The 25455-nt window shown below is 50.1% G+C and carries 22 protein-coding genes; 4 read left to right on the plus strand and 18 right to left on the minus strand.

Features of this window, described 5'->3' with window-relative positions:
• On the plus strand, positions 1–90 hold a 90-nt coding region (locus tag EKM89_RS07245), incomplete at its 5' end, for an IS3 family transposase (protein ID WP_164510537.1).
• 187 nt (positions 91–277) lie between these two features.
• On the opposite strand, the gene EKM89_RS07250 is transcribed toward EKM89_RS07245, so the two are convergent.
• Positions 278–3028 (minus strand): HAD-IC family P-type ATPase, encoded by a 2751-nt coding sequence (locus EKM89_RS07250; RefSeq protein WP_125687131.1) that lies wholly within the window; start codon positions 3026–3028, stop codon positions 278–280.
• Positions 3029–3391: 363 nt separating this feature from the next.
• On the opposite strand from EKM89_RS07250, the gene EKM89_RS07255 reads away from it, so the two are divergent.
• Positions 3392–4366 carry a zinc-binding dehydrogenase gene (locus EKM89_RS07255; protein ID WP_125687132.1) on the plus strand — a complete coding sequence of 325 codons (975 nt, stop codon included), beginning with the start codon at positions 3392–3394 and terminating at the stop codon, positions 4364–4366.
• Between the two features lie 221 nt (positions 4367–4587).
• On the opposite strand, the gene EKM89_RS07260 is transcribed toward EKM89_RS07255, so the two are convergent.
• The 8 genes from EKM89_RS07260 to EKM89_RS07295 all read right to left on the minus strand — a co-directional run bounded on the left by EKM89_RS07260 (position 4588) and on the right by EKM89_RS07295 (position 13068).
• Complete coding sequence (locus EKM89_RS07260; RefSeq protein ID WP_125687134.1) at positions 4588–6144, minus strand: bifunctional metallophosphatase/5'-nucleotidase; 1557 nt, start codon at positions 6142–6144, stop codon at positions 4588–4590.
• A gap of 2 nt (positions 6145–6146) precedes the next feature.
• A complete protein-coding gene (gene phnE / locus EKM89_RS07265) occupies positions 6147–6959 on the minus strand; it encodes a phosphonate ABC transporter, permease protein PhnE (protein ID WP_125687136.1) in 813 nt (270 codons plus the stop codon).
• 1 nt (position 6960) lies between these two features.
• Positions 6961–7755 carry a phosphonate ABC transporter, permease protein PhnE gene (gene phnE, locus EKM89_RS07270; RefSeq protein ID WP_125687138.1) on the minus strand — a complete coding sequence of 265 codons (795 nt, stop codon included), beginning with the start codon at positions 7753–7755 and terminating at the stop codon, positions 6961–6963.
• On the minus strand, positions 7752–8519 hold the full coding sequence (gene phnC / locus EKM89_RS07275) for a phosphonate ABC transporter ATP-binding protein (RefSeq protein WP_125687139.1): 768 nt from the start codon (positions 8517–8519) through the stop codon (positions 7752–7754). The genes phnE (EKM89_RS07270) and phnC overlap by 4 nt, the downstream gene beginning before the upstream one ends.
• 205 nt (positions 8520–8724) lie before the next feature.
• Complete coding sequence (locus EKM89_RS07280) at positions 8725–9678, minus strand: phosphate/phosphite/phosphonate ABC transporter substrate-binding protein (RefSeq protein WP_125687141.1); 954 nt, start codon at positions 9676–9678, stop codon at positions 8725–8727.
• Positions 9679–10013: 335 nt separating this feature from the next.
• On the minus strand, positions 10014–10862 hold the full coding sequence (locus EKM89_RS07285) for an aldo/keto reductase (RefSeq protein WP_125687142.1): 849 nt from the start codon (positions 10860–10862) through the stop codon (positions 10014–10016).
• Between the two features lie 294 nt (positions 10863–11156).
• Positions 11157–12077: an IS30-like element ISLsa1 family transposase gene (locus EKM89_RS07290; protein WP_011373852.1), complete on the minus strand. Its 921-nt coding sequence runs from the start codon at positions 12075–12077 to the stop codon at positions 11157–11159.
• A 547-nt stretch (positions 12078–12624) separates the two neighbouring features.
• Complete coding sequence (locus EKM89_RS07295) at positions 12625–13068, minus strand: MarR family winged helix-turn-helix transcriptional regulator (RefSeq protein ID WP_125687144.1); 444 nt, start codon at positions 13066–13068, stop codon at positions 12625–12627.
• 80 nt (positions 13069–13148) lie between these two features.
• Between EKM89_RS07295 and EKM89_RS07300 the strand changes: the two genes are divergently transcribed.
• The gene (locus EKM89_RS07300) at positions 13149–13700 is read left to right on the plus strand and encodes an NADPH-dependent FMN reductase (RefSeq protein WP_125687146.1); all 552 of its coding nucleotides are present in this window, start codon (positions 13149–13151) and stop codon (positions 13698–13700) included.
• A gap of 348 nt (positions 13701–14048) precedes the next feature.
• Here EKM89_RS07300 and EKM89_RS07305 read toward each other — a convergent pair whose 3' ends face one another.
• The 9 genes from EKM89_RS07305 to EKM89_RS07345 all read right to left on the minus strand — a co-directional run bounded on the left by EKM89_RS07305 (position 14049) and on the right by EKM89_RS07345 (position 24760).
• Positions 14049–14744, minus strand: a complete 696-nt coding sequence (locus tag EKM89_RS07305; RefSeq protein ID WP_125687148.1) for a glycerophosphodiester phosphodiesterase family protein — start codon at positions 14742–14744, stop codon at positions 14049–14051.
• 16 nt (positions 14745–14760) lie between these two features.
• Positions 14761–16125: an extracellular solute-binding protein gene (locus EKM89_RS07310; RefSeq protein ID WP_125687149.1), complete on the minus strand. Its 1365-nt coding sequence runs from the start codon at positions 16123–16125 to the stop codon at positions 14761–14763.
• A complete protein-coding gene (locus EKM89_RS07315) occupies positions 16122–16937 on the minus strand; it encodes a carbohydrate ABC transporter permease (protein ID WP_382333513.1) in 816 nt (271 codons plus the stop codon). The genes EKM89_RS07310 and EKM89_RS07315 overlap by 4 nt, the downstream gene beginning before the upstream one ends.
• A 2-nt stretch (positions 16938–16939) precedes the next feature.
• Positions 16940–17893 carry a carbohydrate ABC transporter permease gene (locus tag EKM89_RS07320; protein ID WP_125687153.1) on the minus strand — a complete coding sequence of 318 codons (954 nt, stop codon included), beginning with the start codon at positions 17891–17893 and terminating at the stop codon, positions 16940–16942.
• Positions 17859–18968: an ABC transporter ATP-binding protein gene (locus EKM89_RS14360; RefSeq protein ID WP_125687155.1), complete on the minus strand. Its 1110-nt coding sequence runs from the start codon at positions 18966–18968 to the stop codon at positions 17859–17861. Before EKM89_RS14360 ends, EKM89_RS07320 begins: the two co-directional genes overlap by 35 nt.
• Before the next feature lie 490 nt (positions 18969–19458).
• A complete protein-coding gene (locus EKM89_RS07330) occupies positions 19459–20583 on the minus strand; it encodes a vitamin B12 independent methionine synthase (protein WP_125687157.1) in 1125 nt (374 codons plus the stop codon).
• A gap of 756 nt (positions 20584–21339) precedes the next feature.
• Entirely contained in the window at positions 21340–22290 is a 951-nt protein-coding gene (locus EKM89_RS07335; RefSeq protein ID WP_125687218.1) for a zinc-binding dehydrogenase, read from the minus strand.
• 16 nt (positions 22291–22306) lie between these two features.
• Positions 22307–23827, minus strand: coding sequence for an ABC transporter permease/substrate-binding protein (locus EKM89_RS07340; protein WP_125687158.1), 1521 nt, complete (start codon positions 23825–23827; stop codon positions 22307–22309).
• On the minus strand, positions 23828–24760 hold the full coding sequence (locus EKM89_RS07345) for an ABC transporter ATP-binding protein (RefSeq protein WP_125687160.1): 933 nt from the start codon (positions 24758–24760) through the stop codon (positions 23828–23830).
• A 262-nt stretch (positions 24761–25022) separates the two neighbouring features.
• Here EKM89_RS07345 and EKM89_RS07350 point away from each other — a divergent pair, with 262 nt between their 5' ends.
• A complete protein-coding gene (locus tag EKM89_RS07350; protein WP_125687162.1) occupies positions 25023–25436 on the plus strand; it encodes an Lrp/AsnC family transcriptional regulator in 414 nt (137 codons plus the stop codon).
• Positions 25437–25455 lie beyond the last annotated feature (19 nt).

A 25455-nucleotide genomic window follows, 5' to 3' on the forward strand; every position in this document is an offset into this window, starting at 1 on the left:
GATTGGTATAATAATTCGCGACGCCAACCAACACTAAACGGCATGACCCCAGTAGAATACCGGAATCATGCCGTTAAGAATACTGCATAATGATTTTAATTATTTAGCTGTCTACTTGACAAGGAGCCGCGCCACTTCTGTCCAGTCTCTTCGTTTCAGTTAGGTTAGCGACTAAAGGATGAACATGCTAAAACAACTAGAACACTGCGCTTAAAATTGGACAACGTTGCTCGAATTTCACCCGAATAGTCGGCACTTTTAATTTTCAGTCAACGGATTAAAAGTTTCGTTGCTCCCGTGAAATGGTGCTAGCGTCGATACGGTGCCGGATCGCCTTCGCAATTTCCGTGACGATCAGCACGACGGCCCCCGCTACGATTGGGATTCCCCAACCATAATGGAAGTTGACGCTGGTCGTGTGGAACACACCTTGCATGGCTGGCCAGTAGATGATCATGGCTTGTAACGCCAGCAAGACGGCCACGATGACGAAACTCATCTTATTTCTGAAGAAGTATTTCGACAATACGGGGTGGTCATTTTGCAGGTTAAACAGGTAGAAGACCTTCCCAAAGATGATGACGTTCAGCGTCATTGTACTCCCAATAACGGCCGAAAGTCCTTGTGCCGTTAAGAAGTCGTAGGCAAACATTCCCAACCCGGAGATTAGTAACGACACGTAGGTGACCTCAAAGACGTCCAACTTGGATAAGATACCACGCGTCACGTCCCGCGGCCCCCGCTTCATAATGCCGCTCTCGGCCGGTTCGAAGATGAAGGCAAACTGAATCGTCAATGCGGACACCATGTTGATCCACAACAATTGCGTTGGGAACAGTGGCAGCTCCTGATCCATCAAGATACTCAGGACCACGATCAATCCTTCGGCAAAACTGGTTGGCAGCAGGAATCGAATCGTCTTACGAATGTTATCGAAGACGTGACGCCCTTCTCGCACAGCACCCAGGATCGACGTGAAGTCGTCATCGGCTAGGACCATGTCGGCGGAATCCTTGGCAACGTCGGTTCCCCGAATCCCCATGGCGACCCCAATGTCGGCCTGCTTCAGTGCAGGTGCATCGTTGACCCCATCACCAGTCATGGAAACCACGTGACCGCGGGCCTGTTGCGCCTTCACGATTCGTAGTTTGTCAGCCGGTGTCGTCCGCGCGAATACGGTATACTTGTCGATTTGACTCGCCAATTCGTCATCATTTAACTCGGCCAATTCCGGTCCGGTAATGGCGCGCGCTTGTTCCGACAGGTTCAACTGTTGGGCAATCGCAGCGGCCGTTTCGGGGTCATCACCCGTGATCATTTTAACCTTGATTCCGGCGTAACGTAACTGGCGCACAGCGTCGGCCACCCCAGGACGCGGTGGATCGATGATGCCGGCCATTCCGGCTAAATGGAAGTTCTGGCCCACGGTGATATCGTCAACTTCAACAGCGTCAGCGGCAACCGGCTGATAGCCCAAGGCCACCACCCGTTTTCCTTGGCGGGTCAGTTGCGACAAACGTTGTTGCCAAGCATCTTCATCGACAGCCTCATCCTGTTCACGCATCAAACGCGTCAAGGTTTGCGGTGCCCCCTTGACCAGCAGATATCGCTGGCCCTTATGGTCGACTAATCGTGCCGAATACCGAATGGCGGAGTCAAAAGGCAGTGAATCGATCTCTTGTGGATCGGGATCAGTGCCAACCAGCTTGTGGTAAAGTGCGGTCAGAGCCCCATCGGTCGGTTCCCCAGTCAGTATCCACTGGCCTTCCTCCTCGTGGAATTCGGCGTCAGAGGTCTGACCGGCAATTTGGACCAGCCATTCGAGGTCGGGGTCAGCCTGCCAGTCGACGTCTTGGCCCTCGTCGTTTTGCACCTGACCAGCGGCATCGTAACCCACGCCAGACACGGTATAGGTGTCAGCAGTCGTCAAAATATCGGTCACGGTCATTTCATTTTTCGTCAGTGTCCCGGTCTTATCGGTATTGACGATATCCACGGCCCCCAACGTTTCCACGGCAGGCAGTGTTTTAACGATAATATTTTGCTTCGTCATCTGTTGGGTTCCCATGGCAAGGACGACCGACGTACTGGCCGGTAGCCCTTCAGGCATCGACCCGACGACCATCGTAATGACGGCGACTAACAGAACGGGCAAACTGTACACCTTGGTGATCATCCCTAAGATAAATAAGAGGACCGCTGCAACTAAAATCGCAATGGATAGCCCTAAGCCTAAGCTATTCAGGTTCTTCATCAATGGTGTTGCTTGCTGCTTAACTTCCGCAACGTTTTGTTGGATATGACCGATTTCGGTCTGTGCACCGGTCACGGTCACGATACCGCGGCCAGACCCATTGGTAACGGCCGTTGAGGCAAAGGCCTGGTTCGACCGTTCGGCTAACGGTAAGTTTGCGGTGGGTAAGGGATCCTCTCCCTTAAGCACCGAGTCAGTTTCACCGGTCAAGGCGGACTCCTGGATCTTTAAGTTATCCGCGCTGATCAGTCGGAGGTCAGCAGGGACAGTATCCCCGGCTTCCAACTGAACAATATCTCCAGTCACCAATTCACGGGCGGGCAAATTAATTTTCTGTCCATCCCGAATGACGATGGCTTCGGAGACTAAGAGGGCCTTGATGCGGTCCAAAGCGTTATCCGCTGAGCGTTCCTGAAAATAGCCAATGAAAGCGTTGGCGATGATGACCAATCCGATAACGATAGAATCGGAATAATGGTGCATCAACAGCGTAATCAACGCGGCAGCCGCCAAAATATAGATGATGGAGTTGTTGAACTGCTTCAAGAAGCGTAACAAGTTTGATTGCTTCTTCGCGGTCAGCTCATTAGGACCATTTTGCGCGAGGCGTTTCTTCGCCTCAGCGGTCGTCAGCCCGGCATCTTCATCGGTGGCATACTCAACAAGTAAGGACTCAGTCGAGCGCTGCCATAACGGCGGCTGCTGGCTGGGTCCAGGGTCAGTGGTTTCTGCTTCGGTTGTCGTTGAAACGGTTGATTCGGGTTCTTGTGCCATATAAATAAATCTTCCTTTCTACGATAAAAAACTAACGATTAGCGGTCCGGTATTGGGAGTGCTGCAAACGGTTGGTGCAAGACGTCCACCTCCAAATCTCATTTTTAGTTAATTTATTTTACCAAGTTTTCATGAAAATTGCATCTATTTAGGGGGTAATGCAATCTAAATTTAATACTGGGAGTAAATCAATAACGGTGCAAGGGACATTTCACGTGACTGGTAGTTGCTAAAAATTTACATGTTATTGGCAATAACCGTCGCCTTGCCTGTCAATTTTCAGCGAAACTAAGTAACGAAATGGGTTGCTTTTCACCGATTTTCCCTTAAGCTAAACCTATGACAACTAAAGGACTGATATACATGCAAGCTTGGACGATTACCGGGGCTGGCCCCCACAGCCTCAACGAATTACAGCTGCAAGATGTGCCGGCACCCCTACCACAGACCGGTGAGCTGCAGGTACGGGTACACGCGGTCGGCTTGAATCCCGCCGACTACAAGGTCATCACCGGCGGCTCATGGCAAATACCGCACGTGATCGGCATGGACGTGGCTGGCGAAGTCACTCGGGTCGGCGCCAACGTCACCGATTTTACTGTTGGTGAACGCGTCTTTTATCATGGTGACCTGCGGCGATCGGGGAGCCTAGCCGAGTTCACCGTCACCTGCAGTTGGTCGGTCGCTAAGATTCCGGCGAGCGTTTCTTATGAACAGGCTGCGGCCAGTTTATGTGGCACATTGACCGCCTATCAAGCGCTCTACCGCAAGGCTAACTTAAGTTTAGCAAAGACGATTCTGATTCACGCAGGCGGTGGCGCTGTTGGCTTGGCCGCACTACAATTCGCCCACCAGCTTGGCTTGACGACGATTACGACGACCTCTGCACGCAAACGCGCACTGATCGACCGGGTTGGGGCCGACATCATCATCGACTATCATACTGAAAACGTGACCGAAAAAGTTCGCGCCGCCACTAACGGTCGCGGCGTTGACCTCAGCATCAACACGATTGGCGGTGAGGAACTGGCAGCCGATGTCGACCGACTCGCCTACAACGGCCAGATTATTGCTGTGGGCGACGGTTACCCGCAGCACTTTGACTTCGACGACAAGGCACTGGGCCTGACGCGTTCGGGGCTAGGTGGCGTCTACCGATCAGCTGATTTTACCGGTATTCATGACTTAGCCACCATGGCAACGGCGGTTGGTGATTTGTTGGCGGCCGGAAAATTTGATCCTGTAATCGACCGGATTTTGCCATTTGACCAAGCCCAGGCTGGACTGATGACACTCCAGCGCGGCGAAAACTTGGGGAAAATTGTGGTTCGGATCTAAGTAAAGCGTTTGGGACATAACTCAAAAAGTCGCTTCTTTCAGCATCGTTAGATTCTAAAAGAAGCAACTTTTATTTACGCCATTATGGTATCGAAACGTGGGACATAAGGCAGTTTGTTGCGCTTAATCCGATAGCGAAATCATGCCAGAATCAAGCATAATCTCTGCTATCACGTTAATACTCGTAAACTAACCGTCTTATATCCCACTCTGTTGCTTGCCTAATAAATTACTTTAAAATTGGTTTGCTGTTCCCCAGTCACAACTGGATGTGCCTCGAAATATTGCATGATGAGTTCGGCCATATCCACGTTGACCTCCCGAATGGCCTTGGCTGGTGAGAACATCGGGTAATCGCCACCGCCGTTGCCACGGTACTGGTTCATGGCAACGTCCAGTTGGTCAGTCGGCTGGACCGCACGCCCGTGATACTTCAGTGACACCACCCGACTACCACGCGGTTGGGTCAGATCAAAGCAATAGTCCAGCCCACTATAGATATCGTAGTTGTACAGTTCGCATTTCGGCGTGACAAACGCCGCAGCGATTCCAACACGCTGATCGGCGTGCAGGTCGAAGAAGCTTGCACATCGTTCCAGCGCCAGCCGCACGTCCGCTCCGGTCAAGCATTCGACCACCAGCGTATTGGGATACGGGTAGCTATTCAATAGTTGGCGGAGCGACACGTTGCGACCAAATCCACGGACTTCATCATTAAAGAGCGCCGTCGCAGCAATATCCGTGCCACCCGCAGCCATTTCAACTTGATTAATAAACTGGAGGTAGGGATGGCCGTGGAGTCGCGCATCCATTGGGTCCGTGACCGCTAAACTGGTCCCTGCAATTTGACCAACCGCTTGGTCCAACCACGTTTCGACCCTATCTTGCACTGGTTGGGTAAGCTGTGTCAACGCTACGTCTGGTTCCACACCCGCCGTTGGTAACAGTCGGGCTGACCGCGCGATTATTCGATAAGTCGCATCCAATTCGAGGTCGATACAGCCCACCGCAATTCCCTTGTCGCCTGGTTGTGTTGCGGGCACGCCCTGATAGACCCCAGCGATTTGGCGGTGCTGATGGCCGGTCACTAACGCGTCAATTCCCGGAACCTCGGCTAATAACTGATACCCTTCATTCTCCCCAGTCTGTCGTTCCGTTGGTACCCCGGTCGCCGGGTCGGCTTCAAAACCACCATGATAGGCAACGACGACGATGTCGGCTCGTTGCCGCAGCTCAGGAACCAAACGCCGGGCAGTGGCAACGGCTGGTTCAAAGGTCAAACCAGCAATGTTACTGGCCCGCTCCCAAACCGGCACATAGGCCGTGGTCAACCCTAAGATTGCAATCTTAATCCCCTGTTTCGTGATAATTTTATAAGGGGCGTCTAGAATGCGCTGATTCTGACCACCAACGATATTGGCGCCCAATAACGGATAGGTCCGCTTGGCCTCCGCCGCGCGAATATAGGCTAAACCATAGTTAAACTCATGATTGCCGAGAATCCCGGCATCGTAGTGCATGGCACCCGTGATACGAGTGAACAAGTCTTGCTCCGCGGCTGGGCGTTTGGCCAGGTAAGTCGCAAATGGCGCCCCTTGTAGCCAGTCCCCATTTTCAATCGTGATCACCACGTCATCTGGGCCTGCAGTCGCCTGGGCCTGCCGAATCACCGTAGCTGCCTTTAACATGCCGTATGCATGCCGATCTGTCGGCGTGCTGTAATCCGTCGGGTAAACGTAGCCGTGCACGTCACTCGTCGACAGGATTTGAATATGCATGGTTAAATCAACCTCTTTCGTAATTGCTCGGACAGCGAATCAATCAGCAGCACCATAACCACGATACCTAAGAGAATGATGCCGACCTTAGACCAATCCCGCGTTTGAATGGCGAAAATCATCGGCGTCCCAATCCCACCGGCACCGACCATCCCCAAGATGGAGGCAGATCGTACGGCAATTTCAAAGCGGTACAGCGTGTAGGACAGAAACTCCGGCATGATTGTTGGAATCGTCGCTAACGCAAAGACTTGACTGGAACGACCACCGGCACTGGTAATGGCCTCTTCAGAACCCCGGTCCATATTCTCAATGGCCTCGCCAAATAGCTTACCCAACATGCCGACCGAGTGAACGCTGACGGCCAAGACCCCAGCGTAAGATCCGGGGCCAACTGCCTTGATGAACATGATGGCCAAGACGATTTCTGGAAAAGTCCGAATCAACGTCAAGACGATTTTCCCACTACCGGAACGTAGAAAATAATGTTCCTTAGGTCCACGCGCCGCCCAAAAAGCAAAGGGAACACTGATCAAAGCCGATACAATCGTTCCCAAAAAGGCAATCGCTAACGTTTGTAAAATCAAGGAGACGAGGTCTTCGCCGCTGCCGTCATAAACGTAGGACCACGTCGGATGAACCAGTCCGTGCAGAATGGATTTCGAGACCGCGGACGCCGATTCCTGAAACCCCGTAAACTTCAGACCGTTGATCGTCCAGAAATAAATGATGCCAATAATCAGTACCCAGAGCAGCCAGCCCCACCGTTGCCACAGCGAATGCCGTTGAGAAGGCGTCGTAATTGTTGTTTGCATGTTAAAGTAGAACCCTCCTTAGATGGTTGCTGACGCCATCGATGACCAATACCACCACCAGCGTAGCCAAGATAATGACCGCCGTCTGGTTGTAATTGAACTCATTTAACGAGCGTTGTAAGAAGACACCAATCCCGCCGGCACCCAAGTACCCCAAGACGGTTGACGCCCGGACATTGATCTCTAAGGTATACAGAAAATAGCTGACAAATTGGTTCAGAATCTGTGGGAGCACCGCGTACCAAATAATGGTGATCTTCGTGGCTCCCACCGACTCCAGAGCCTCTAGCGGCCCCATATCGATGGTTTCAATGACTTCATAAAATAGCTTGGATACCATCCCAAAGGAAAAGATCGCCAAGGTGATGACCCCGGCCGTCGACCCAATCCCAAAAATTGCAACGAAAATCGCAGCCAACAGTAAATCGGGTAAGGTCCGCACTAAGTCCAAGAACAGTCGTGTCAATCCACGCAACCAGCGATTGTGAATCAGGTTGCTCGCACTTAGAACCGCAAAGGGAATCGCAAATGCCGCCCCAATCGTGGTCCCCAAAATCGCCATCTGAATGGTTTCCAAAAGTGGTTGGATGATAACCGCCGTGTAGTCCCAAGCGGGGTTGGACATCCGTACCAGCAGATTCGTAAACTGACCCAGGTTGCTAAAGAACATGCCCACGTTGACCCCAGTCATCTGTGCAGAAGCAACCAGTAAAACCAAGAGGAGCACTGTCCAGCCGATACCCTTCACATGGTATCGTTGGGTCCAGGAACGCCGCGGAATTGTGGGTGTACTCATGCCTTTTCCCCCTCTGCCTGATAGATTTGGTCCAAATCATCTACCGTGACCTTGGCAATCGGCTGGTCATAGACGAGCTGACCGGCCCGCAAGCCAATGATACGGTCGGCATATTCCCGTGCTAATGCGACCGAGTGCAGGTTCACGATGACGGTGATCCCGTCCTCTTGGTTCAAGCGCTTAAGGGTATCCATGACCGTCTTCGTGGTCAGTGGGTCCAGTGAGGCCACCGGTTCATCAGCTAAAATGATTTTGGGGTCTTGCATCAACGTTCGCGCAATCGCAACCCGTTGCTGCTGTCCACCGGAAAGTTCATCGGCTCTGGTATAAAGTTTTTCTACTAAATTGACACGTTCCAGGGCGTGCACCGCTTTTTCCTTATCTGCCTTGCTAAAAAGCCCTAAAATCGTTTTCCAGGTCGCGTAATAACTAACCCGCCCAGACAGAACGTTCTTCTCTACGCTCGATCGATTGATCAAATTGAACCCTTGGAAAATCATGCCAATCTTACGCCGCAACAGCCGCAACGCCTTGCCCTTATAGTCACCAATAGCTTCATCTTCCACTGTGATCTCTCCAGACGTAATCTCGTGCATCCGGTTAATGGTCCGTAACAAAGTACTCTTACCGGCTCCCGAAAGCCCAACAACGACCAGGAACTGACCACGGGGAATGTCAAAACTGATATCCTTGAGGCCAACGGTGCCGTTGTTGTAAACCTTATTGACGCCTTTAAATGAAATAATTGGTGTTGCTTGCTCCATAGTTGGTTCCCCCGTTATTAAAAAAATAGTGAGGTACGGTGTCGCTGCCCTCACTACTTCTGCTGTCTGATCTTCTCTTGAGACGCTATCTTTTACCTGCCGAGCCTATGCATCATTTAAGTCAGGCGGTCATCAGAACAAGAATCTCTAATTCTGCTAACCACTAGATTCATCTAAAAATCTGACATCGGCTCATCACAACGCGCTACTTATCTAACTTTTGAATCTGCTTGTCGTAGTCACGAATGATATTAAAGGTACTGTCCTTCGCATCCACGTAACCTTCGTGAGAGTAAACGCTAGAAATGATGGCGTGCCCCTTCTTGGTCTTGGCAATTGTCTTGAAGGCTTCAGCAATCTTCTTTTGCCACTTCGCACTCATGTCACCACGAACCGTGATGGTATCGTTAGGAATCTTGGCAGTCGTGTAGATTGGAACGACTTGACTCATGATATCCTTATCGTCCTTTTTCACTAAGTTCCGGGCCCCTTGGAAGACAAAGGCGGCGTCGGTGTTTTTGTTGTAAACGGAGAGAACCCCTTGGTCATGTCCCTTGACCGTGACTGTTTGGATATTGTCCTTATTAATGTTGACACCGTGCTTCAACATTTCAACGGCAGGGTAGATCCAGCCGGCAGTCGACGTGGTATCTTGAACGGCGATCTTCTTGCCCTTCAAGTCCTTTAACGTCTTGATGCCACTATCCTTACGTACTAAAATCTGAGCGCGGTAGTAGTTGACCAACTGCTTAGTTGCTTGGTCATTTGGTTCCTTAACGCCAAACCGTTCAGCCTGTAAGAGCACTTTATCCCCATACTGCTTATGTGCAAGCACGTAGGCATCAGGCGGCAGGAAGCCAACATCGACCTTCTTTGATCCCATGGCCTCAACAATCGTATTGTAGTCGGTCGAGACACTAACCTTAACCGGAATCCCCAATTGTTTCTTCAACAGGCCCTCTAACGGTTTGGCCTTCGCTTCAATCGTCCCCGCGTTAGATGACGGTACAAATTCAACCGTCAACTGTTTCGGCGTATAGCCTTGCTTGGAACTTGAACTCGTGCTGCTGCTTGCCTTCCCACAGGCAGCCAAACCAGCTGGTAGTAACAATAATGCTGCCGCGATTAAGAGTAATTTTCCCTTACCCTTTAAGTACATCGAACTCACTCCTCAGATTATGTCGTATGGCTCTCTTAAGACACTTTTAATATTACCAGAAGAACGAACTTTTACAATGGCTTTATCGTTTTAAGTTCGTTATTAAAATGCTTATAATGTGTCATGGCGGTGTTTATTAGAGGGTAAAACGTAAAACCCAAACATTAATTAATTTAATTATTTAATGTCTTTCGCTAGCCTTTTCCCTAAAACTTGGTTCCACTACGACACTAGCACTATCATTTAACGGAAAAGTTACTAAAAGGAGCTACCAATTTTGCTCTAACAGATGGCAAAATCGGTAACTCCTCGTTTAAATTTACTAATTGTTTACATTAACCTTGCGTCGCGTTGTGACCGTGATCTGTGGCCGTATCCGCTAGCGCATTCAGCTTCGCCATGTCGGCCGCATTGATTGAGAAGTCCAACTGGGCGTTGGCTTCAATGTGCGCTTGACTCGTGGCCTTTGGTAATGGCAAGACACCATTTTCCAAGACGAACCGTAGTGCCAACTGGGCCGGTGAAACGTGATACTTGTTCGCCATTTCCTTAACGTCAGCATTCTCAAGCATATCACCGGTTGCGAGTGGTGAGTAAGCTTCAACCAACATGTTGTGGTCTTGTGCGAATTTCGTGATCTTAGGTTCCGTAAAGCCCACGTAATACTGAATTTGGTCGACCATTGGGGTAACTTCGGCGTGATTCAAGACATTTTGCAGGTCGTGCACATCAAAATTGGAGACCCCGATAGCCTTAGCCTTGCCGCTGGCATAGATTTTTTCCATCGCCCGCCAAACGTCGCGGTTGCCCTGATCGCAGTCCTTCCCAATTTCCGCCCATGGCCATGGGGCGTGGACCAAATACAGGTCAACATACCCCACATCCAAGTTCTTCATCGTGGTGGCAAATGCGTCCAATGCCCCTTGGTACGTCTTCACTTCAGCTGGCAGCTTGGTCGTCACAAAGATCTCTTTGCGGTCGATCCCAGAGTCGCGGATAGCCTTCCCCACACTGGATTCGTTGGCATAAGCCTTCGCCGTATCGATGTGCCGATACCCGGTCTTCAACGCGTTAGCTACCGCATTGTAAGCCGTATCGCCACCAGGAATTTGCCAAGTACCAAAACCAACTTGGGGAATCTGAGTCCCGTTAGCTAAGTTAAACGTATCCGTTAATACTGACATAGCAAAACCTCCAATTGTATTAGACCTGCCGCGCGCACACCGAAAATGAGTAGCTCACCGCACATCCTAAAATGTGTCCAGCCAAAACGTTTAGTCAATAAATAAATTAACCAGTCACACTCACCTATGAATAATTATACGCCCGGGTACCCACTCAAAAGCAATTATTCCGTCAAAGCACAGCAATTGTTTATAGTATAACTATTCGTTAAAACTAATTTGGAAAATTGTAATATTACAAATTGCCAGAAACGCCCAAAGCCCTTGATTTCTTTGTTATGGCAAATTACAAGTTTAATCCGAACAAGCCCGGAATCTTTCAATGGCAGTCTGTTGATGATGTATTTTTAATGGTCGTTGATTAATTAGTTCAAGTGCTGCTAGGATCTCATCAGTCGTTACTTGGCTAAAATTGGTCTTTTTCGGGAAGAACCAGCGTAACCGTCTATTAAAATATTCATTGGAACCTCGCTCCCATGGTGAATATGGATGGCAAAAATAAACTTTGATCTGATAATCCTGTTCTAAGGCCTGATAATTGGCAAACTCTTTACCATGATCAACAGTAATGGATTTTACTTGGGGACCGAAGGCCCCCATAAACTTGCCAAAGGCGGTGTTTAGAGCCTTAGCCGTTCTATTAGGGGCTTTGATGGCCCATAGAAGTCGGGTCTTACGTTCTACGAATGTAACCAGACATGATCGTGACTCACTTCGACTAGAAAGCACCGTATCTACTTCCCAATGACCAAAGGCTAACCGTTGATTAACAGTTGTTGGCCGTTGTTCGATGGAAGTCCCACTTGTAAATTTCCCACGATTTTCGCTCACTCGGTGCTGGCGGACATTCCGATTGGGTAGATCAGTCAATTTGAAGGGGAGCCAGCCACGATTAAGCCAATTATAAATTGACGCAGTGCTCAAGTTATAAGCGGCCGCAATGGTTTCTGGTGACCAGGTTAATCGTAAGTGATTGGTAATTAAAGTCGCTAATGCTGCCGTCAGCATCGAACGACGACCGCAATTCCGCCTTTTGCGATCTGCATCTTGCTGAGCTAATTCTGGATCATAAGGTTTAACCCGGTCCAACTCATAGCTAATCGTAGCTTTGGCGACGCCTAAGGCGTCAGCCATTACTTGGTAAGATTTATTCCCCTCATTGACCAGTTGTGCTAGTGCGCCACGTTGAAAACGTGATAAAGTAGATGTACCCAAAGTAATCACTCCCTATATTGGTTGGAATTAGCTACTACCATTGTAAGTGATTGCTTTGGGCTTTTTAATTTCTGTTCGGATTAATTATAGAATTTGCCTTATTATAAAGATGTCGTAAAACAATTGCTTAACAAACTGACGACAAACTAAAGCTTTTTTGGTAACAGTCAACGAAGTACCCGGAAAATGCTTCGTTGGTCACTGTCCCCAATTGAATATTAATCCCATTGAATCAGGCTAAATCCCAGTTCGATTCAATGGGGTTAATTTTTTTGCGCTAAAATAATTATCGACTAGAGGTCCTATCTAAATGATTGACCGCTAGAAAAACCAGACCAGATTGCCTATTTTTTGGCTGGAAGCGTTCCCCACAGCAAGCGGAATCCCTGGCGGCCGGCGTGCGGCTGTTTTCACTAATTTAGCCGTAATAATTCCTACTGTCGCAAGAGTAACGCAAATACTTTGGCTTCCAACCTTTAGATTTCTTTAATAAAAATCCCGTTGAGCCAGCTATCACTAAGCTCAACGGGATTTTTCGTCTCCCTCCCTATTCCTCATAATCGTCGTTGCCGTTTAAGACGGCTGACAGGCGTTGTAAGACGCGTAGAAGCTCCCCACGGTCCGCATCTGAATATTTCGCTAACCGTTGGCGAATGGCCGCTTCTCTGGCTATTTTAATCTGATGGACCGTTTGCTTGCCGTTAGGGCTCAAGATAACCTGGCGAACGCGTTTATCTCGGCGCTCGGTCTCCTCTAACCAGCCGGCCGCAATTAGCTTATCGACCTGCCGACTAATCGAAGAGTGGTTCCGACCAATCTGATCAGCCAGCTCACCAATACTGATTCCGGGTTGGTGATCAACCCGCATGATGATTGGTAAAGTTGGCGCGTCCAGCTTGACATGAGCTCGTTCCAGTAGCTTGCGATCCTCTTCCGTTTGATTGAAAAAAGTGACGATTTCAAATAGTGCTTCGAAAATTTGATTATCCATACTTGTTATTATACCAGAACAATGCTAAGATGTGTGCATATTGCACGGATAAATTCAACCACTTAAGGAGACTCCCTATCATGACAAAGAAAATTGGTTTAATCATTGGCTCGACGCGGCCTAACCGTATCAGTACCAGCATCGCAACTTGGCTTCAACCCGCCGTCGCCCAAGAAGGTTTGGCCGTTGATTTAATCGACCTCGCAAAGATCGACCTGCCCTTCTTAGACGAACCCGGCCAGCCTGCCGACGGTAACTACACCCTAGCACACACCAAGGCCTGGAGCCAGTTGATTCAGGGCTACGACGGCTTCATCCTGCTCTTTCCCCAATATAACTGGGGCTACCCGGCACCGCTAAAAAACGCGCTCGACTATCTCTATGCGGAATGGCGCGGCAAGCCGGTCAGCCTGGTATCCTACGGCGGTCATGGTGGCTTCCAAGCCGCATTGGGCATGCAACTAGTCGTCCGCGGGCTCAAAATGCCACTGATGACGACGAACCTGCAATTGACGCTGCGCAAACAGGACCTGGACGACAATGAACAATTTATCGACCCGGCTCAGGCCCTCGCCCCCTACGCCTTCAACGCCAACCAAATGGGCGCCGAATTTCTCAATCGCTTGTCTTAGGTCACGGACAGCTCTAAGGTATCGCCCGGCGGCAGGGATTCCGCCTGCTGTGCGGTCGCCTTCCAGCCAAAGTATGGGCTTTCGGCTCGATTTCAGAATAGGCACGATAATCGCTACGATTGACAAAAATTCACGGTTCTTCCGTGACCTGCAAGTCAACATGCCTTTCAAAGAACCATTCGATCAACACGTCATCGAAAATAATTTAAGTTCACAATCAGCGCAAAAAGCGGATGCTACCCACTATCAGGTAACATCCGCTTTGCCATGCAATCACTTCTAGTTTAACCGATACTGCCAGCGAACGGCACGTGTGGCCAAGTCGTCGGCTAACAGAAACGACTTTCGCTACCCGCGCATCAGGTCTTGGCGGAGGCGCATCATGCCGATGAAATCATCGGTGAAGATACCCGCCACGTGTTTCTGGAACAGTTCCGTTGCCAACTCTGGCTTATCAACCGTCCAGATACGTTCGGCGACTGGCACGTCAGCTTGATAGTGACTCAAATGGAGGCCGCTCAGATGCTCATTGGCCACAAACGCTGCGGCATTGACCACCGGTTTATCCGTCAACCAGCAGTAGGATTCGTCTGGCGCAATCTTTTGACAATTTTTCAACGTCTGTAAATGAAACGACGAGAAGATGACCGGGTGCTTGAGCGGCGCCCCATGGACCATAGCCATGACGATGGCTTCGATCTCTGGGTACTGGATCTTGTCCGTCTTCAACTCCAAATTCAACTGAACATCAGTGTCGTCGACCAACGCTAAGAACTCCGCTAACGTGGGAATGGCCTCCTGATTTGCTAAGCGAAAGTGCCGCAATTCGTTGAAGGTGAAGTCGTTGATCAAACCACTACCATCTGTCGTACGGTCGATGTGCTCATCGTGCATAATGACCGGGACTTGGTCCTTGGTCAAATGGACATCGAATTCCAACCCGTCCACGTTGTTCTCCAAGGCATAGCTGAACCCAGCGATGCTATTTTCCGGAAACTTTACCGGGTAACCCCGGTGTCCAAATACTAACGTTTTCACTGTCATAAAATCGCTCTCCTACTTAATAGCCGTTCGCACGGTTGTTATTTTTAATGTTGCCGTTGAGCGACGTCTGCGCCGTCTGCAACGCCTTTTGAATGTTACTCCTCGCATAGATCTGCTCCATGGCAGTCTGGGTCAAGTTACGAGCCTGTATCAGACCTTGCATGAAGATTCCAGAGTTCGTATTGTTTGGTTGCGCTGCGGCCAATTGTTCGCCAGGCACTTTGGCTTCCGGCAACTTCTTGTACATATTCAGTAAGGCCGGTTGCTTCTGTGAATCCTTGTTTAAAGCTAAATATCCGGTCGCTGCCTGCCATTCTGCTTGGCTCTTAGCGGTCATTAAGAACTTGATGAAATCCCATGACCCACGTTGAACGGTCGCAGACTTATCATTTGAGATCCACAGCGACGCGCCGCCAATGGCCACCCCATTACTCTTTTGGCCATCGGGATGCGGATAGTAGGTGATACCCAATTTATTTTTGTTGCCCGTAGTCAACTGTGTTGTCGTCGCGGAACTTTGAAGGAACATGGCAAGTCGGCCAGACAAGAAGCTGGCGATTTCGTTGTTCAGTGCATTCCCACTGGCTCCGTAATTGGCAAAGACACCATCTTTGACGTTCGTTTGCAGCCATTTCATGGTATTCACGGTGCTAGTCCCAGTCAGGTTAGAGGCCGTTGGCGTGCTCGTGTGACCATCGTCGTTGTTCGCAAACGAAGTGCCGGAGTTCGCCATGAACTCTTCAAATAACCAGCCATAAATCTCGACCGACATTCCTTGAACCTTCTTGTTAGATTTTTGCATCACCTGGGTAGCAACCCGCGTAATGTCACTGTAGGACGGATTGACGGGAGGTGGTGTAACACCCAACTTCTTTAACAACGTCGCGTTGTAAAAGAGAACGGGTTGTGACGTGTTAAATGGCATGGATAGCTGCGTCCCCTGGTTGGCATAGAACGCCCGGGCACCTGCGGAGATCTTGTTCACATCATAATTATCGGCATCGATGAATTTCTGGACCGGCGTCGTATAGCCAGTGTGGTGCATCTGACTGGTCGAAATGTCCATGGATTGAAAGACCGCGGGCGACGCATCGGTGCCGTGCGTGTTGATAACCTTCTGGACGGCTTCATTATAACTCCCCTCGAACTCGGGGACGACCTCATACTTCTTTTGGGACCGGTTAAATTCGTTAGAGAACTTAATCAATTGTTGCTGCGCGGGCCCTGTCATTTCGTGCCAAAAGACCACCTTGATGCGGCCATTGCTCTGCGCCGAAGCGGACGGATGACTGAACGCGGTCCATCCCAGAACCACCGCCAAAACGACCAGAACACCGGCCACAATGGCAAACACTTTGTGGGAAACTGTTTGTTTTTTCATTTCGTGGCCCCCTCATTCAAGCCATCCTTGAAGTAATGTTGGCCCACAAACAGCACGATCAGCGTGGGAATCACAACGATCACGGCACTGGCTTGAATCATCCCCCAGTTGTTAAACGTTTCTTGTGACTGCAGTTGCCGCAACCCATCTTGGACAGGGCGGAACTTATCACTAAACGTGGTCAACATTGGCCAGAGGTATTGGTTCCAACTTTCAAGGAAGCTGTAAGCGGCTAACGTAAACAGACTGATCCGGGCATATGGTAACGTCACCCGCCAGTAAAATTGCCAGTGATTTAAGCCCTCAACGTCGGCGGCTTCCTTTAACTCCGGTGGAATCTGACGGAAGGATTGCCGCAACATGAAGATACCGAAGGCCGATGTCAGAAATGGAATAACCATAACGGCGTAGTGGTTCAGCAGGTTCAGCTGACGGACCGTGACGAAGTTCGGAATGACCTCAGCTTCAAAGGGCAACATCATCGTGGCCAGAATTACATAGAACAGGAAGTCGCGCCCCTTAAAGGACAGAAAGACAAAGGCGTACGCTCCCAGCGAACAGAACAAGAGTTGCGCCGCCATCGTCAACAAGGAGATCACGAAACTATTGAGCAAATAACGCATAATGGCCGTTTGCTGCACGGCGTCCACGTAGTTTTGCAAGGAAATATGGGTGCTGAATAACGCCCCCTTGGCAATGTCAGCCGTGGGTAACAGGCTGGTCCAGAACCCCAGGATAAACGGACCAATGATGATAATTGCCATGATGACCAACACCAGATAACGTAACGTTTTATGAGTCTTTGTCAACATCATTAGTAGGTCACCCGTTTCTCAAGGAATTTGAATTGTAACAGCGTAAACAAGGCAATGATGACCGCCAAGATCACGGACTCAGCACTCGCCAACCCATAGTTACCGCTTAAAAAAGCATCTTGATAGACCCGATAAACCAATAGATTGGTAGCGTTATTAGGCCCCCCAGCCGTCATCAGGTCGATCAAGCCGAAACTCTTGAAGGCCCCGATCAGCGTGACCGTTGACGTGAAGAACAGCGTTGGTGAGATCATTGGAATGGTCACGTGGAAGAATTGGTAGCTCTCGGACGCCCCTTCGATTGCAGATACTTCATAGAGCGATTGTGGTACCATCTGTAAGGCGCCAAAGAGGATCAAGAAGGTAAAACCTAGATTCATCCAAACCGTGGAAATGACAACAGCGGTCATGGCGGGACCGGGCTGCGTTAACCAAGCGACAATCGGTAAATGTAAGAAGCTACCGATCTGGTCAAACAGACCGATCGATGGACTGAAGATAAACAGCCAAAAGATAGCGGCAACGGAGACGGAAACTCCCATCGTGGCGGAGAAAATCGTCCGAAACCATTGAATACCAGCGAGTTTCTTGGCCGCGAGTTGTGCCAGCAGCAACCCTAGAATCAGGGTCAAGGCAACAACTGCAATCACGTAAATCGCCGTGGCTTGGAGGCTGGCCTGATAGGCGCTAGAGGTCAACAACCCAATATAATTTTTCAACCCAACAAAGACCGTGGGGCGCCCCACATTATCGGTTAAAAACAGGCTTAGATAGAGTGTTCGCAGCATAGGATAGAATACGAAAGTTCCGAGTACCAAGAGGGATGGTCCCAGAAAAGCAAATGCATAATACTTGTCACCTGCGTGCAGGTTGTAGCCCTTTGCGCGCTGGCGACTAATCGCAGCCGACTGATCAGCTTTAGGCTTGGGCGCTGGCGTGACTTCTGCTTGCATGTTGGCGACCCCCTTCCACCATAAATTGGACTTCGCCGGCATGGTCAAAGACGTAGGCGTTGCCATCAATGCCAACAGACAGCCAGTCACCGGTCCGATAAACGTCGTCGGGATCCGCGGTCAGTTCGATTGGTGTCCCGTCGCTGAGTTCAGCCTCCAACAAGATTTGGGCGCCAAGGTATTCGACGGTCTTAACCTGCGCATTGGGATCGCCTTTTCCTTGAGGGACTAGGTACAGCGACGTTGGTCGAATTCCCACGATATAATCGGCAACGGGAACGGGCTTAGGTAACGCTAATTTTAATGTATCCGCCAAGGTCAATTCCCGGTCGGCCGTCACCCGCGCCGGTAAGAGATTCATCCGCGGCGTGCCAAAGAAACTGGCCACGAAGGTGTTGGCTGGTCGATTGTAAATATCGAGCGGCGTCCCGATCTGCTGAATCTTGTGATCGTGAAGCACCATGATGTGATCGGCCATGGTCATCGCCTCAACCTGATCATGTGTGACGTAGATGACAGTCAGTCCCAGTTCTTGCTGGAGGTTTCGCAATTCCGTGCGCATCTTGATACGGAGTTGGGCATCCAAGTTGGACAGGGGTTCGTCCATCAAGCAGACCTTGGCGTCGCTGGCAATTGCCCGGGCTAAAGCGACCCGTTGGCGCTGCCCACCAGATAGATCACGGGGACGGCGATCCTTGAATTCCTCCAAGTTGACCAATTTGATGGCCTTCGTGACCCGCTCTTCGATTTCCTTAGCGGGAAACTTTCGGGCCTTCAATCCAAACGCAACGTTATCGGTGACCGATAAGAATGGAAATAACGCGTAACTTTGAAACACCATGGTTAACTGGCGGTCTTTGGGAGGCAAATCAGTTGCCACCTTACCGTCGATCTGAAGTTCACCGGTCGAAATTGGAATTAGCCCGGCAATCATCCGTAACAACGTACTTTTCCCACATCCAGAAGGTCCGACAATCGCGAAAAATTCGCCACTCTCAATGTGCGCTGTCACGTTCTGCAAAACCCACTCATCAGCGGTGTACGCTTTCCCCAATGCGTTTAACTCAATCGACATCTCGCCACTCCCCTTACTTAAGTATGAGGCAAGTGTACGCGGTCCATGTAACGAGCCCGTGTTGTCCACGTAAATAGTTTGTAAACCATCCTCAACCACGCCAAAAACGACCATGCCGCGGGGCTGGTAGCCCGGCACAGTCGTTTCAGTGGCACTTGATTTAGGGGGTTATTTAGTGAACCATCAGAACCGGAGAAAGTCAGAAATGTAACTAGCCATATCGACGATGTTAGTCAGCGTTCTTTCCGGCTTATACACTATGCGACCTGGGAGACGCCTGATTTTGGCGGCTTTCAGGCGAGCTGGAAGCCCGTCCTTTGGCTGGAAGCGTTCCCCACAGCAAGCGGAATCCCTGGCAGCCGGAGTGCGGCTGTTTTCACTAATTTAGCCGTGATAATTCCTAATGTCGCAAGAGTAACGAAAATATTTTGGCTTTCAACCTTCAGTAACTTAATTTTAGATGGTCAACCCGTGTGCCAAGCTATCCGCTTTACCCCCAAACGTCGTCGGCAATCCGTTTGACCAACTTGAGTTTGGCCCACTGTTGTGCTTCCGTTAATTGGTTGCCTTCTTCGGTCGAAGCGAAGCCACATTGCGTGGACAGGGCCAAGTTAGCCAGTGGTATCTGTTGCGCAGCGTCCGCGATGCGGGTCTTGATGTCGGCCTCATTTTCCAATTCAGGGAACTTTGACGTAATCAGACCCAACACTAATTTCTTATTCGGATCGTTATTCCAGATCTTCTTGAGCGGGGTAAAATCACCGGCCCGATCGCTGTCATACTCCAAGAACAGGCCATCGTAATGCAGTTGGCTCAAGTAGGCGGCAACGTCATCATAGCCACCGGAGAACAGGTACGTCGACTTGAAGTTGCCCCGACAAATGTGGGTGGTGACCGTCAAATCGTCTGGCAAGTCAGTTAACAGGGCATTAATGATCCGAACCGCATCTTCTGCCAAGGACACGTACGTCTGATGCGCGGTTGCATCATCGACTGTCTCATTGAGCTTGCTGATAAGAAAGGCCCACGTCGTATCGTCCAGTTGTAGGTAACGACACCCAAGCTCATAGAAATGGAGAATCGTTTCATGGTAAGCCTTAGCCAAGTCATCTAAGTAGTCATCCCAGGTCTCATAAAATTCATGCCAGTTGTCACTTCGGTTATCCCGAAACAACATGGTCGGTGATGGAATCGTCTGCTTGACGAGTACCCCTGCTGGGACTAGAGATTGCAAATACTGGAAGCTCTCAAAGAACGGATGCTCCGGGTTAAAAGCAATTTTGCCCACCAGGTCGGCATTGTCGGTCCGAGTCTTGCTCCCGTGGAATTTATAACTTTTCTGGTAGTCATAATGACCGACACCATTCAGTCCCCACAAGAAATCTAAGTGCCACCAGCTCCGGTTAAATTCACCGTCAGTGACCGCCTTCAGCCCGATGGCCACCTGCTCGTCGACGACCCGTTTCGTTTCGGCACGTTGAACGGTCTTCAGTTGGTCAATAGCAATTTCACCCGCTGCAAATTTTGCCCGGGCGTCCTTCAGGGTTGCGGGACGCAAGAGACTGCCCACAACGTCATAGCGGTAAGGGAACTCATTTTCTGTCGTCGTTGTCATGATTTATTTCCTCCTAGATTAGGTCAAACCTAAACCGCTCGACTGGCAACGTGAAGCGCTCATTTGGCGAACACGTCACCCGCAATCCTCCCAGCGTGCACCGCAAAGAGAATCTCAAGGGGTTAGCAGCGGCGAAATGGCCGTTGCCAGTCCAGCGATATAGGTCGCTTTATTTTCTAATCGGTCAGCCAAAAAAAACGACACGCTCCTCCCCCGAACTAATTGCTTAGTTCAAGGGACGAACGTGTCGTTTTACCACCCTAGTTCACAAAGTCCTCGCAGACCTTGCCTCAACGGTACCAGTTGATACCCGGAAAGTTAACGGTTCCTACCGACCAAGCAGCGTGAACCGCTTGATAGCTATCGGGAGCTCATCTTCATGGTTCGTCGCAGACCCGTTTCCACTCTTTCGGGCTCACTGTGCAACGACAACGCCACTACTCTTCTCCTAGCCTCATTTATGACAGACCGATTAGAAATTAATGATAAGTTTAGGACTCTTCCTCATGCCTGTCAAGGGCAGATTTATTACTAGCTGCTAAAGAGGTTAAAAGCCAAATCGTTTGCATTACTCTTGCGACAGTAGGAATTATCACGGCTAAATTAGTGAAACCAGCCGCACTCCGGCTAAGCTCAGCGCACTGTTCCGCCTCTTAACTTCAAGTTCTGAGAAATCCCTTGGTACCGGTATTTGGTCCTAATGACTAACTTGCTCTTGCAATTTACGACTACTTCTTCGGCCCTAGTCAATCAGGACTACGACAGCACGACCACCTTGCCAAAACTATGCTGGCCTTCCAGATAAGCGTGAGCGGCTTGCATCTCACTTAAGAGATACGTCTTCACCGGCCGCACGTCAATTTCGTGCGCTGTGATCACCTGGAGCAGGTCTTGTAGTCGCTGACCATCAACATCCCCGGAATAAAACGAAGTCAAATAGCAATCATTAGGAATCTCTGAAATAGGCTCAAACTCTGGCAACGTCCACTGTCCGCCCAATTGGCCGGTCGAGCTAACGATTCCGCCAGGATTTAACCGTTGTAGGGAATCTGGCACGGTTGCTGGCCCAATCAAATCGAGGATACGGTCAAATTTTACGGCGGTTGCCAGCTGGTTGCCTTCCTCTTGTATAATTTTATCTACGCCAACTGCCGCGAGTTGGGACGTTTTCGTGACGTCCCGCGTTGTGGCACTGACCGTGACGTTCGCCATGGCGTGGGCTAATTTGCTGGCTGCAACCCCAACACCACTGGTTCCCCCACGGATCAACAGCTGTTGTCCCGCAGCTAGTCGCAATCCTAGCAGGGCACCATATGCTGTGTAATAGGTTTCTGGCACAGCCGCCAGTTCCGCCCAGGACAAGCGCGTGGTTACCGGAAAAATCTGTCCATTTGGCACCAATACGTACTCAGCGTACCCACCATCGTAGGCGCGCCCCATTTCTCCCATGAAGGTCACGACCGTCTGTCCCACTGGCAAACGTTGCTCATCGGTTGTATCAGCGATGATTCCAACCGCTTCAATTCCCAGGATTCGCGGAAATTTCACGCTAGGTGACTCACCTTGTCGTGTAAAAATTTCCGAATGGTTAATCCCGCGACCTTTCACCTGAATCAACGTCCAGCCTGTTTTCACCGTCGGCTTCAGCACCGCGACTGTTTCTAAGACCTCGGGGCCCCCGGGATGGCGCACAACGACTGCTTGCATCATGACAACTTCCTCTCTAATTCAACAGGCCGTGACTTCGCAGGTAATCACGGGCCACCGTCGCCGCCTTTTCGTGCGCAACGGTAACCTTGTAATTCATCTTCTGCATATCGGTCGTGGAGACCTTGCCGGCTAACTTATTCAACGTCGTCCGCAGTTCGGGATGTTCCGTCAACAATTTTTCGGTCATTAACGGTGCCCCTTGATATGGTGGGAAGAATTGCTTGTTGTCCTTTAACACGACCAAATGGTATTCCTGAACTTCGGGATCGGTCGTGTAACCGTCAACCAGATTCACCTTGCCGTTGGCGATGGCCTTGTAGCGAATCGACGGCTCCATCGTTTTCACGCTGGCAAACTTCAGGCCATATGCCTTGCTTAACCCCGGGTAACCGTCCTTTAATTGATGAAAATCGGGGTCAAATCCAGCGTGGACCTTGTCCTCGACCGCGACCAAGTCGGCCACCGTCTTCAAATGATACTTCTGGGCAAACTGCTTGGTTACAGCGAGATCGTACCCATTTTGATACTTCATAGGCTTTAAGTACGCCATCTGGTGTTGTGCCTTCAACGCCTGCTTGGCCATCTGATAGGTCTTGGCCGGATCGTGATTCGCCGACTTTTCACCCGTGACCAACGACTCTAAAACGGTCCCGGTAAATTCGGGATAAATATCGATTGACCCCGACTGGAGCGCCTTGAACAAGAAGGAGGTCGCACCAAAATTAGCTTTCGTTGTCACCTTGATATTCGGGTGATCGTGTTCAATCAGATCCTTATACATATTGATTAAAATTTCGGGTTCGCTACCCAATTTACCAGCAACGGTGATGGTCGTTTGGGGGTTCACCAGCTTACGGTAACCGGCAAAACCACCAATTAAAACGACCAGTGTTAACAGAACGATACCCGCCTTTTTAAAGGATAACTTGCCCAGCCAATCGATAGCCGCACCAAATACCAGCGCGAGAATGGCCGACAAGACGGCCCCAATGATTAGGAGTGCATTGTTGTTGGTTTCAATCCCCAACAGAATGTAAGTCCCCAATCCACCGGCACCAATCAGGGCGGCCAAGGTAGCAGTCCCAATAATCATGACCATTGCAATCCGAATACCGGAGATAATCATCGGCAACGCCAGCGGTAATTCAACTCGAAAAAGTTTCATCCGCCGGGACAGTCCAAACGCCGTCGCCGCTTCCTCTAGGTTGGGGTCGATGGTGGTCAGTCCAGAATAGGTGTTTTGAAAAATCGGCATCACCGCATAGATGACTAAGGCAATGATTGAGGGGATGGTCCCAATACCAACAATGGGAATCAGGATCCCCAACAACGCCAGACTGGGAATCGTTTGCAGAATACTGGTAATCTGGAGCATGACCTTCGCCCAGCGCTCGTGATTCATCAATAAAATTGCTAAGGGGATAGCGATGACAGCAGCAATCAGCAGTGAAATCAGCGACAACCCAATGTGTTGCCCGATGGCACCGACGATATCGCTACCCTGCGTCTGAAGAATATGGATAATCTGTGCCAACTAGTCCGCCTCCTTAGTTGCCAAATAGTCGAGCAGATCCGGCGTACTGAGCGTCCGTGACGTCTCACCGACGCGTACGACGACCGGGGCAGTGCCCTTTAGTGCCGCTGCTAACTCGTTGACTGTGGCCGTAGCCGTCAACGTGGCTGGCGCAGTCGTTACTTCACCGTAGCCCTCATTCAGGAGCGACTGCACGGTGTCGGGACGCGGTGCATGTTCATTTTCAAAAAAGCCACGCACAAAATCATTGGCCGGGTGCTGCATGATGTCCTCACCCGTCCCCACCTGTTGAATGTGACCGAGTCGCATCACCGCGATGTGTTGGCCCAGTCGTAAGGCCTCGTGCATGTCATGGGTGACAAACACGAAGGTCATCTGAAGCTCCTTATGCAACTGTAAAACCAGGTCCTGTAACTGTTTACGGGAAATGGGGTCCAAGGCACTGAATGGTTCGTCCATTAAGACGACCTTAGGCTTGATGGCAAGCGCCCGGATGATCCCGACCCGCTGTTGTTCCCCACCGGACAGCTCATTGGGCATTCGCGTCGCGTACTTATCCGGGTCCAAATCGACCTGTTTCAGCAGTGCCCGTGCCCGCTCAACCCGCTGCTTACGTGGCCAGCCAAGGGATTCCGCCTGAATGGCAATATTTTCTTGAATATTTAAATTAGGAAAAAGGGCAATATTTTGTAGCACATATCCCATTTGAAGTCGTAATTGTGTTAAATCATAATCGATCAGACGCTTATCTTCAAAGTAAATATCGCCCTTGGTTGGCGCAATTAAGCGGTTCAGCATTTTCAGTGTGGTCGTCTTCCCACTCCCACTAGGGCCGACCAACACAAAAAAATCCCCCGTTGGAATGGTGAGATTGAGGTTGTCAATCGCCTGGTTGCCGGCGTAACGCTTGCTGACATTTCTAAATTCTATCATTCGTGACCTCCCAATACTGACTTTCAAATAACGTTCTTATTTTCAGGATAGCCTGTCGAAACGAGTTGCAGGTCGTCCAACTTTACGCGTCACATTTCGCATGATTGTCTTCAATTATACTAATCTTCTACCAATTGCCTAGAAATTAGGCTCATGAATTTTGTCAGGCAACAGGGTTCCACTTTACACGTTTCGCCGGCGGCTGTTAATATTAAAAAGAAAGACTTTCCGTCCTAAAAACTTAGAAAATAAGGTGTTTACTGTGCCCGACGAAACCGATCTTGCCATTATCAAGGAACTTAATCACGATAGTCGTATCAAAATTAGTCACTTGGCGGAACTCGTCCATCTGTCCGCGCCAGCCGTAGCTGCCCGGATTCAGCGACTCGAAGATACCGGGGTCATTACGAAATACACGATTGAAGTTGACCTCGACCAGGTTGATCTGCCGCGCCAAGTTTTTATTCAAGTTGCCGTTCAAGATCGTCAACACGCAGCCTACTTGACGCTGGTCAGACACCACCACAATGACTTCCGCCACCACTACCGTACGACTGGGAGCTACAACTACATGTTGGAAGGGGCGTTCCATGACCGCCACGTGTTGAATGACTTTCTCCTGGCCCTAGGGAAGGTGGCCCGTTATCAGGTCATCGACGTCATCGACGATATTTAAAACTTATTTTTCGTGCGGG

Origin of the sequence: Levilactobacillus fujinensis (genome assembly GCF_003946335.1) — a bacterium.
Classification (GTDB): Bacteria; Bacillota; Bacilli; order Lactobacillales; family Lactobacillaceae; genus Levilactobacillus; species Levilactobacillus fujinensis.

Coding starts and splice junctions, on each gene's coding strand:
- EKM89_RS07250 (WP_125687131.1), bottom strand. CDS start 3,028: ATGGCACAAGAACCCGAATCAACCGTTTCAACGACAACCGAAGCAGAA.
- EKM89_RS07260 (WP_125687134.1), bottom strand. CDS start 6,144: ATGCATATTCAAATCCTGTCGACGAGTGACGTGCACGGCTACGTTTAC.
- phnC (WP_125687139.1), bottom strand. CDS start 8,519: ATGGAGCAAGCAACACCAATTATTTCATTTAAAGGCGTCAATAAGGTT.
- EKM89_RS07255 (WP_125687132.1), top strand. CDS start 3,392: ATGCAAGCTTGGACGATTACCGGGGCTGGCCCCCACAGCCTCAACGAA.
- EKM89_RS07335 (WP_125687218.1), bottom strand. CDS start 22,290: ATGCAAGCAGTCGTTGTGCGCCATCCCGGGGGCCCCGAGGTCTTAGAA.
- EKM89_RS07315 (WP_382333513.1), bottom strand. CDS start 16,937: ATGTTGACAAAGACTCATAAAACGTTACGTTATCTGGTGTTGGTCATC.
- EKM89_RS14360 (WP_125687155.1), bottom strand. CDS start 18,968: ATGTCGATTGAGTTAAACGCATTGGGGAAAGCGTACACCGCTGATGAG.
- EKM89_RS07300 (WP_125687146.1), top strand. CDS start 13,149: ATGACAAAGAAAATTGGTTTAATCATTGGCTCGACGCGGCCTAACCGT.
- EKM89_RS07305 (WP_125687148.1), bottom strand. CDS start 14,744: ATGACAGTGAAAACGTTAGTATTTGGACACCGGGGTTACCCGGTAAAG.
- EKM89_RS07285 (WP_125687142.1), bottom strand. CDS start 10,862: ATGTCAGTATTAACGGATACGTTTAACTTAGCTAACGGGACTCAGATT.
- EKM89_RS07345 (WP_125687160.1), bottom strand. CDS start 24,760: ATGATAGAATTTAGAAATGTCAGCAAGCGTTACGCCGGCAACCAGGCG.
- phnE (WP_125687138.1), bottom strand. CDS start 7,755: ATGAGTACACCCACAATTCCGCGGCGTTCCTGGACCCAACGATACCAT.
- EKM89_RS07280 (WP_125687141.1), bottom strand. CDS start 9,678: ATGTACTTAAAGGGTAAGGGAAAATTACTCTTAATCGCGGCAGCATTA.
- EKM89_RS07320 (WP_125687153.1), bottom strand. CDS start 17,893: ATGCAAGCAGAAGTCACGCCAGCGCCCAAGCCTAAAGCTGATCAGTCG.
- EKM89_RS07310 (WP_125687149.1), bottom strand. CDS start 16,125: ATGAAAAAACAAACAGTTTCCCACAAAGTGTTTGCCATTGTGGCCGGT.
- EKM89_RS07330 (WP_125687157.1), bottom strand. CDS start 20,583: ATGACAACGACGACAGAAAATGAGTTCCCTTACCGCTATGACGTTGTG.
- EKM89_RS07295 (WP_125687144.1), bottom strand. CDS start 13,068: ATGGATAATCAAATTTTCGAAGCACTATTTGAAATCGTCACTTTTTTC.
- phnE (WP_125687136.1), bottom strand. CDS start 6,959: ATGCAAACAACAATTACGACGCCTTCTCAACGGCATTCGCTGTGGCAA.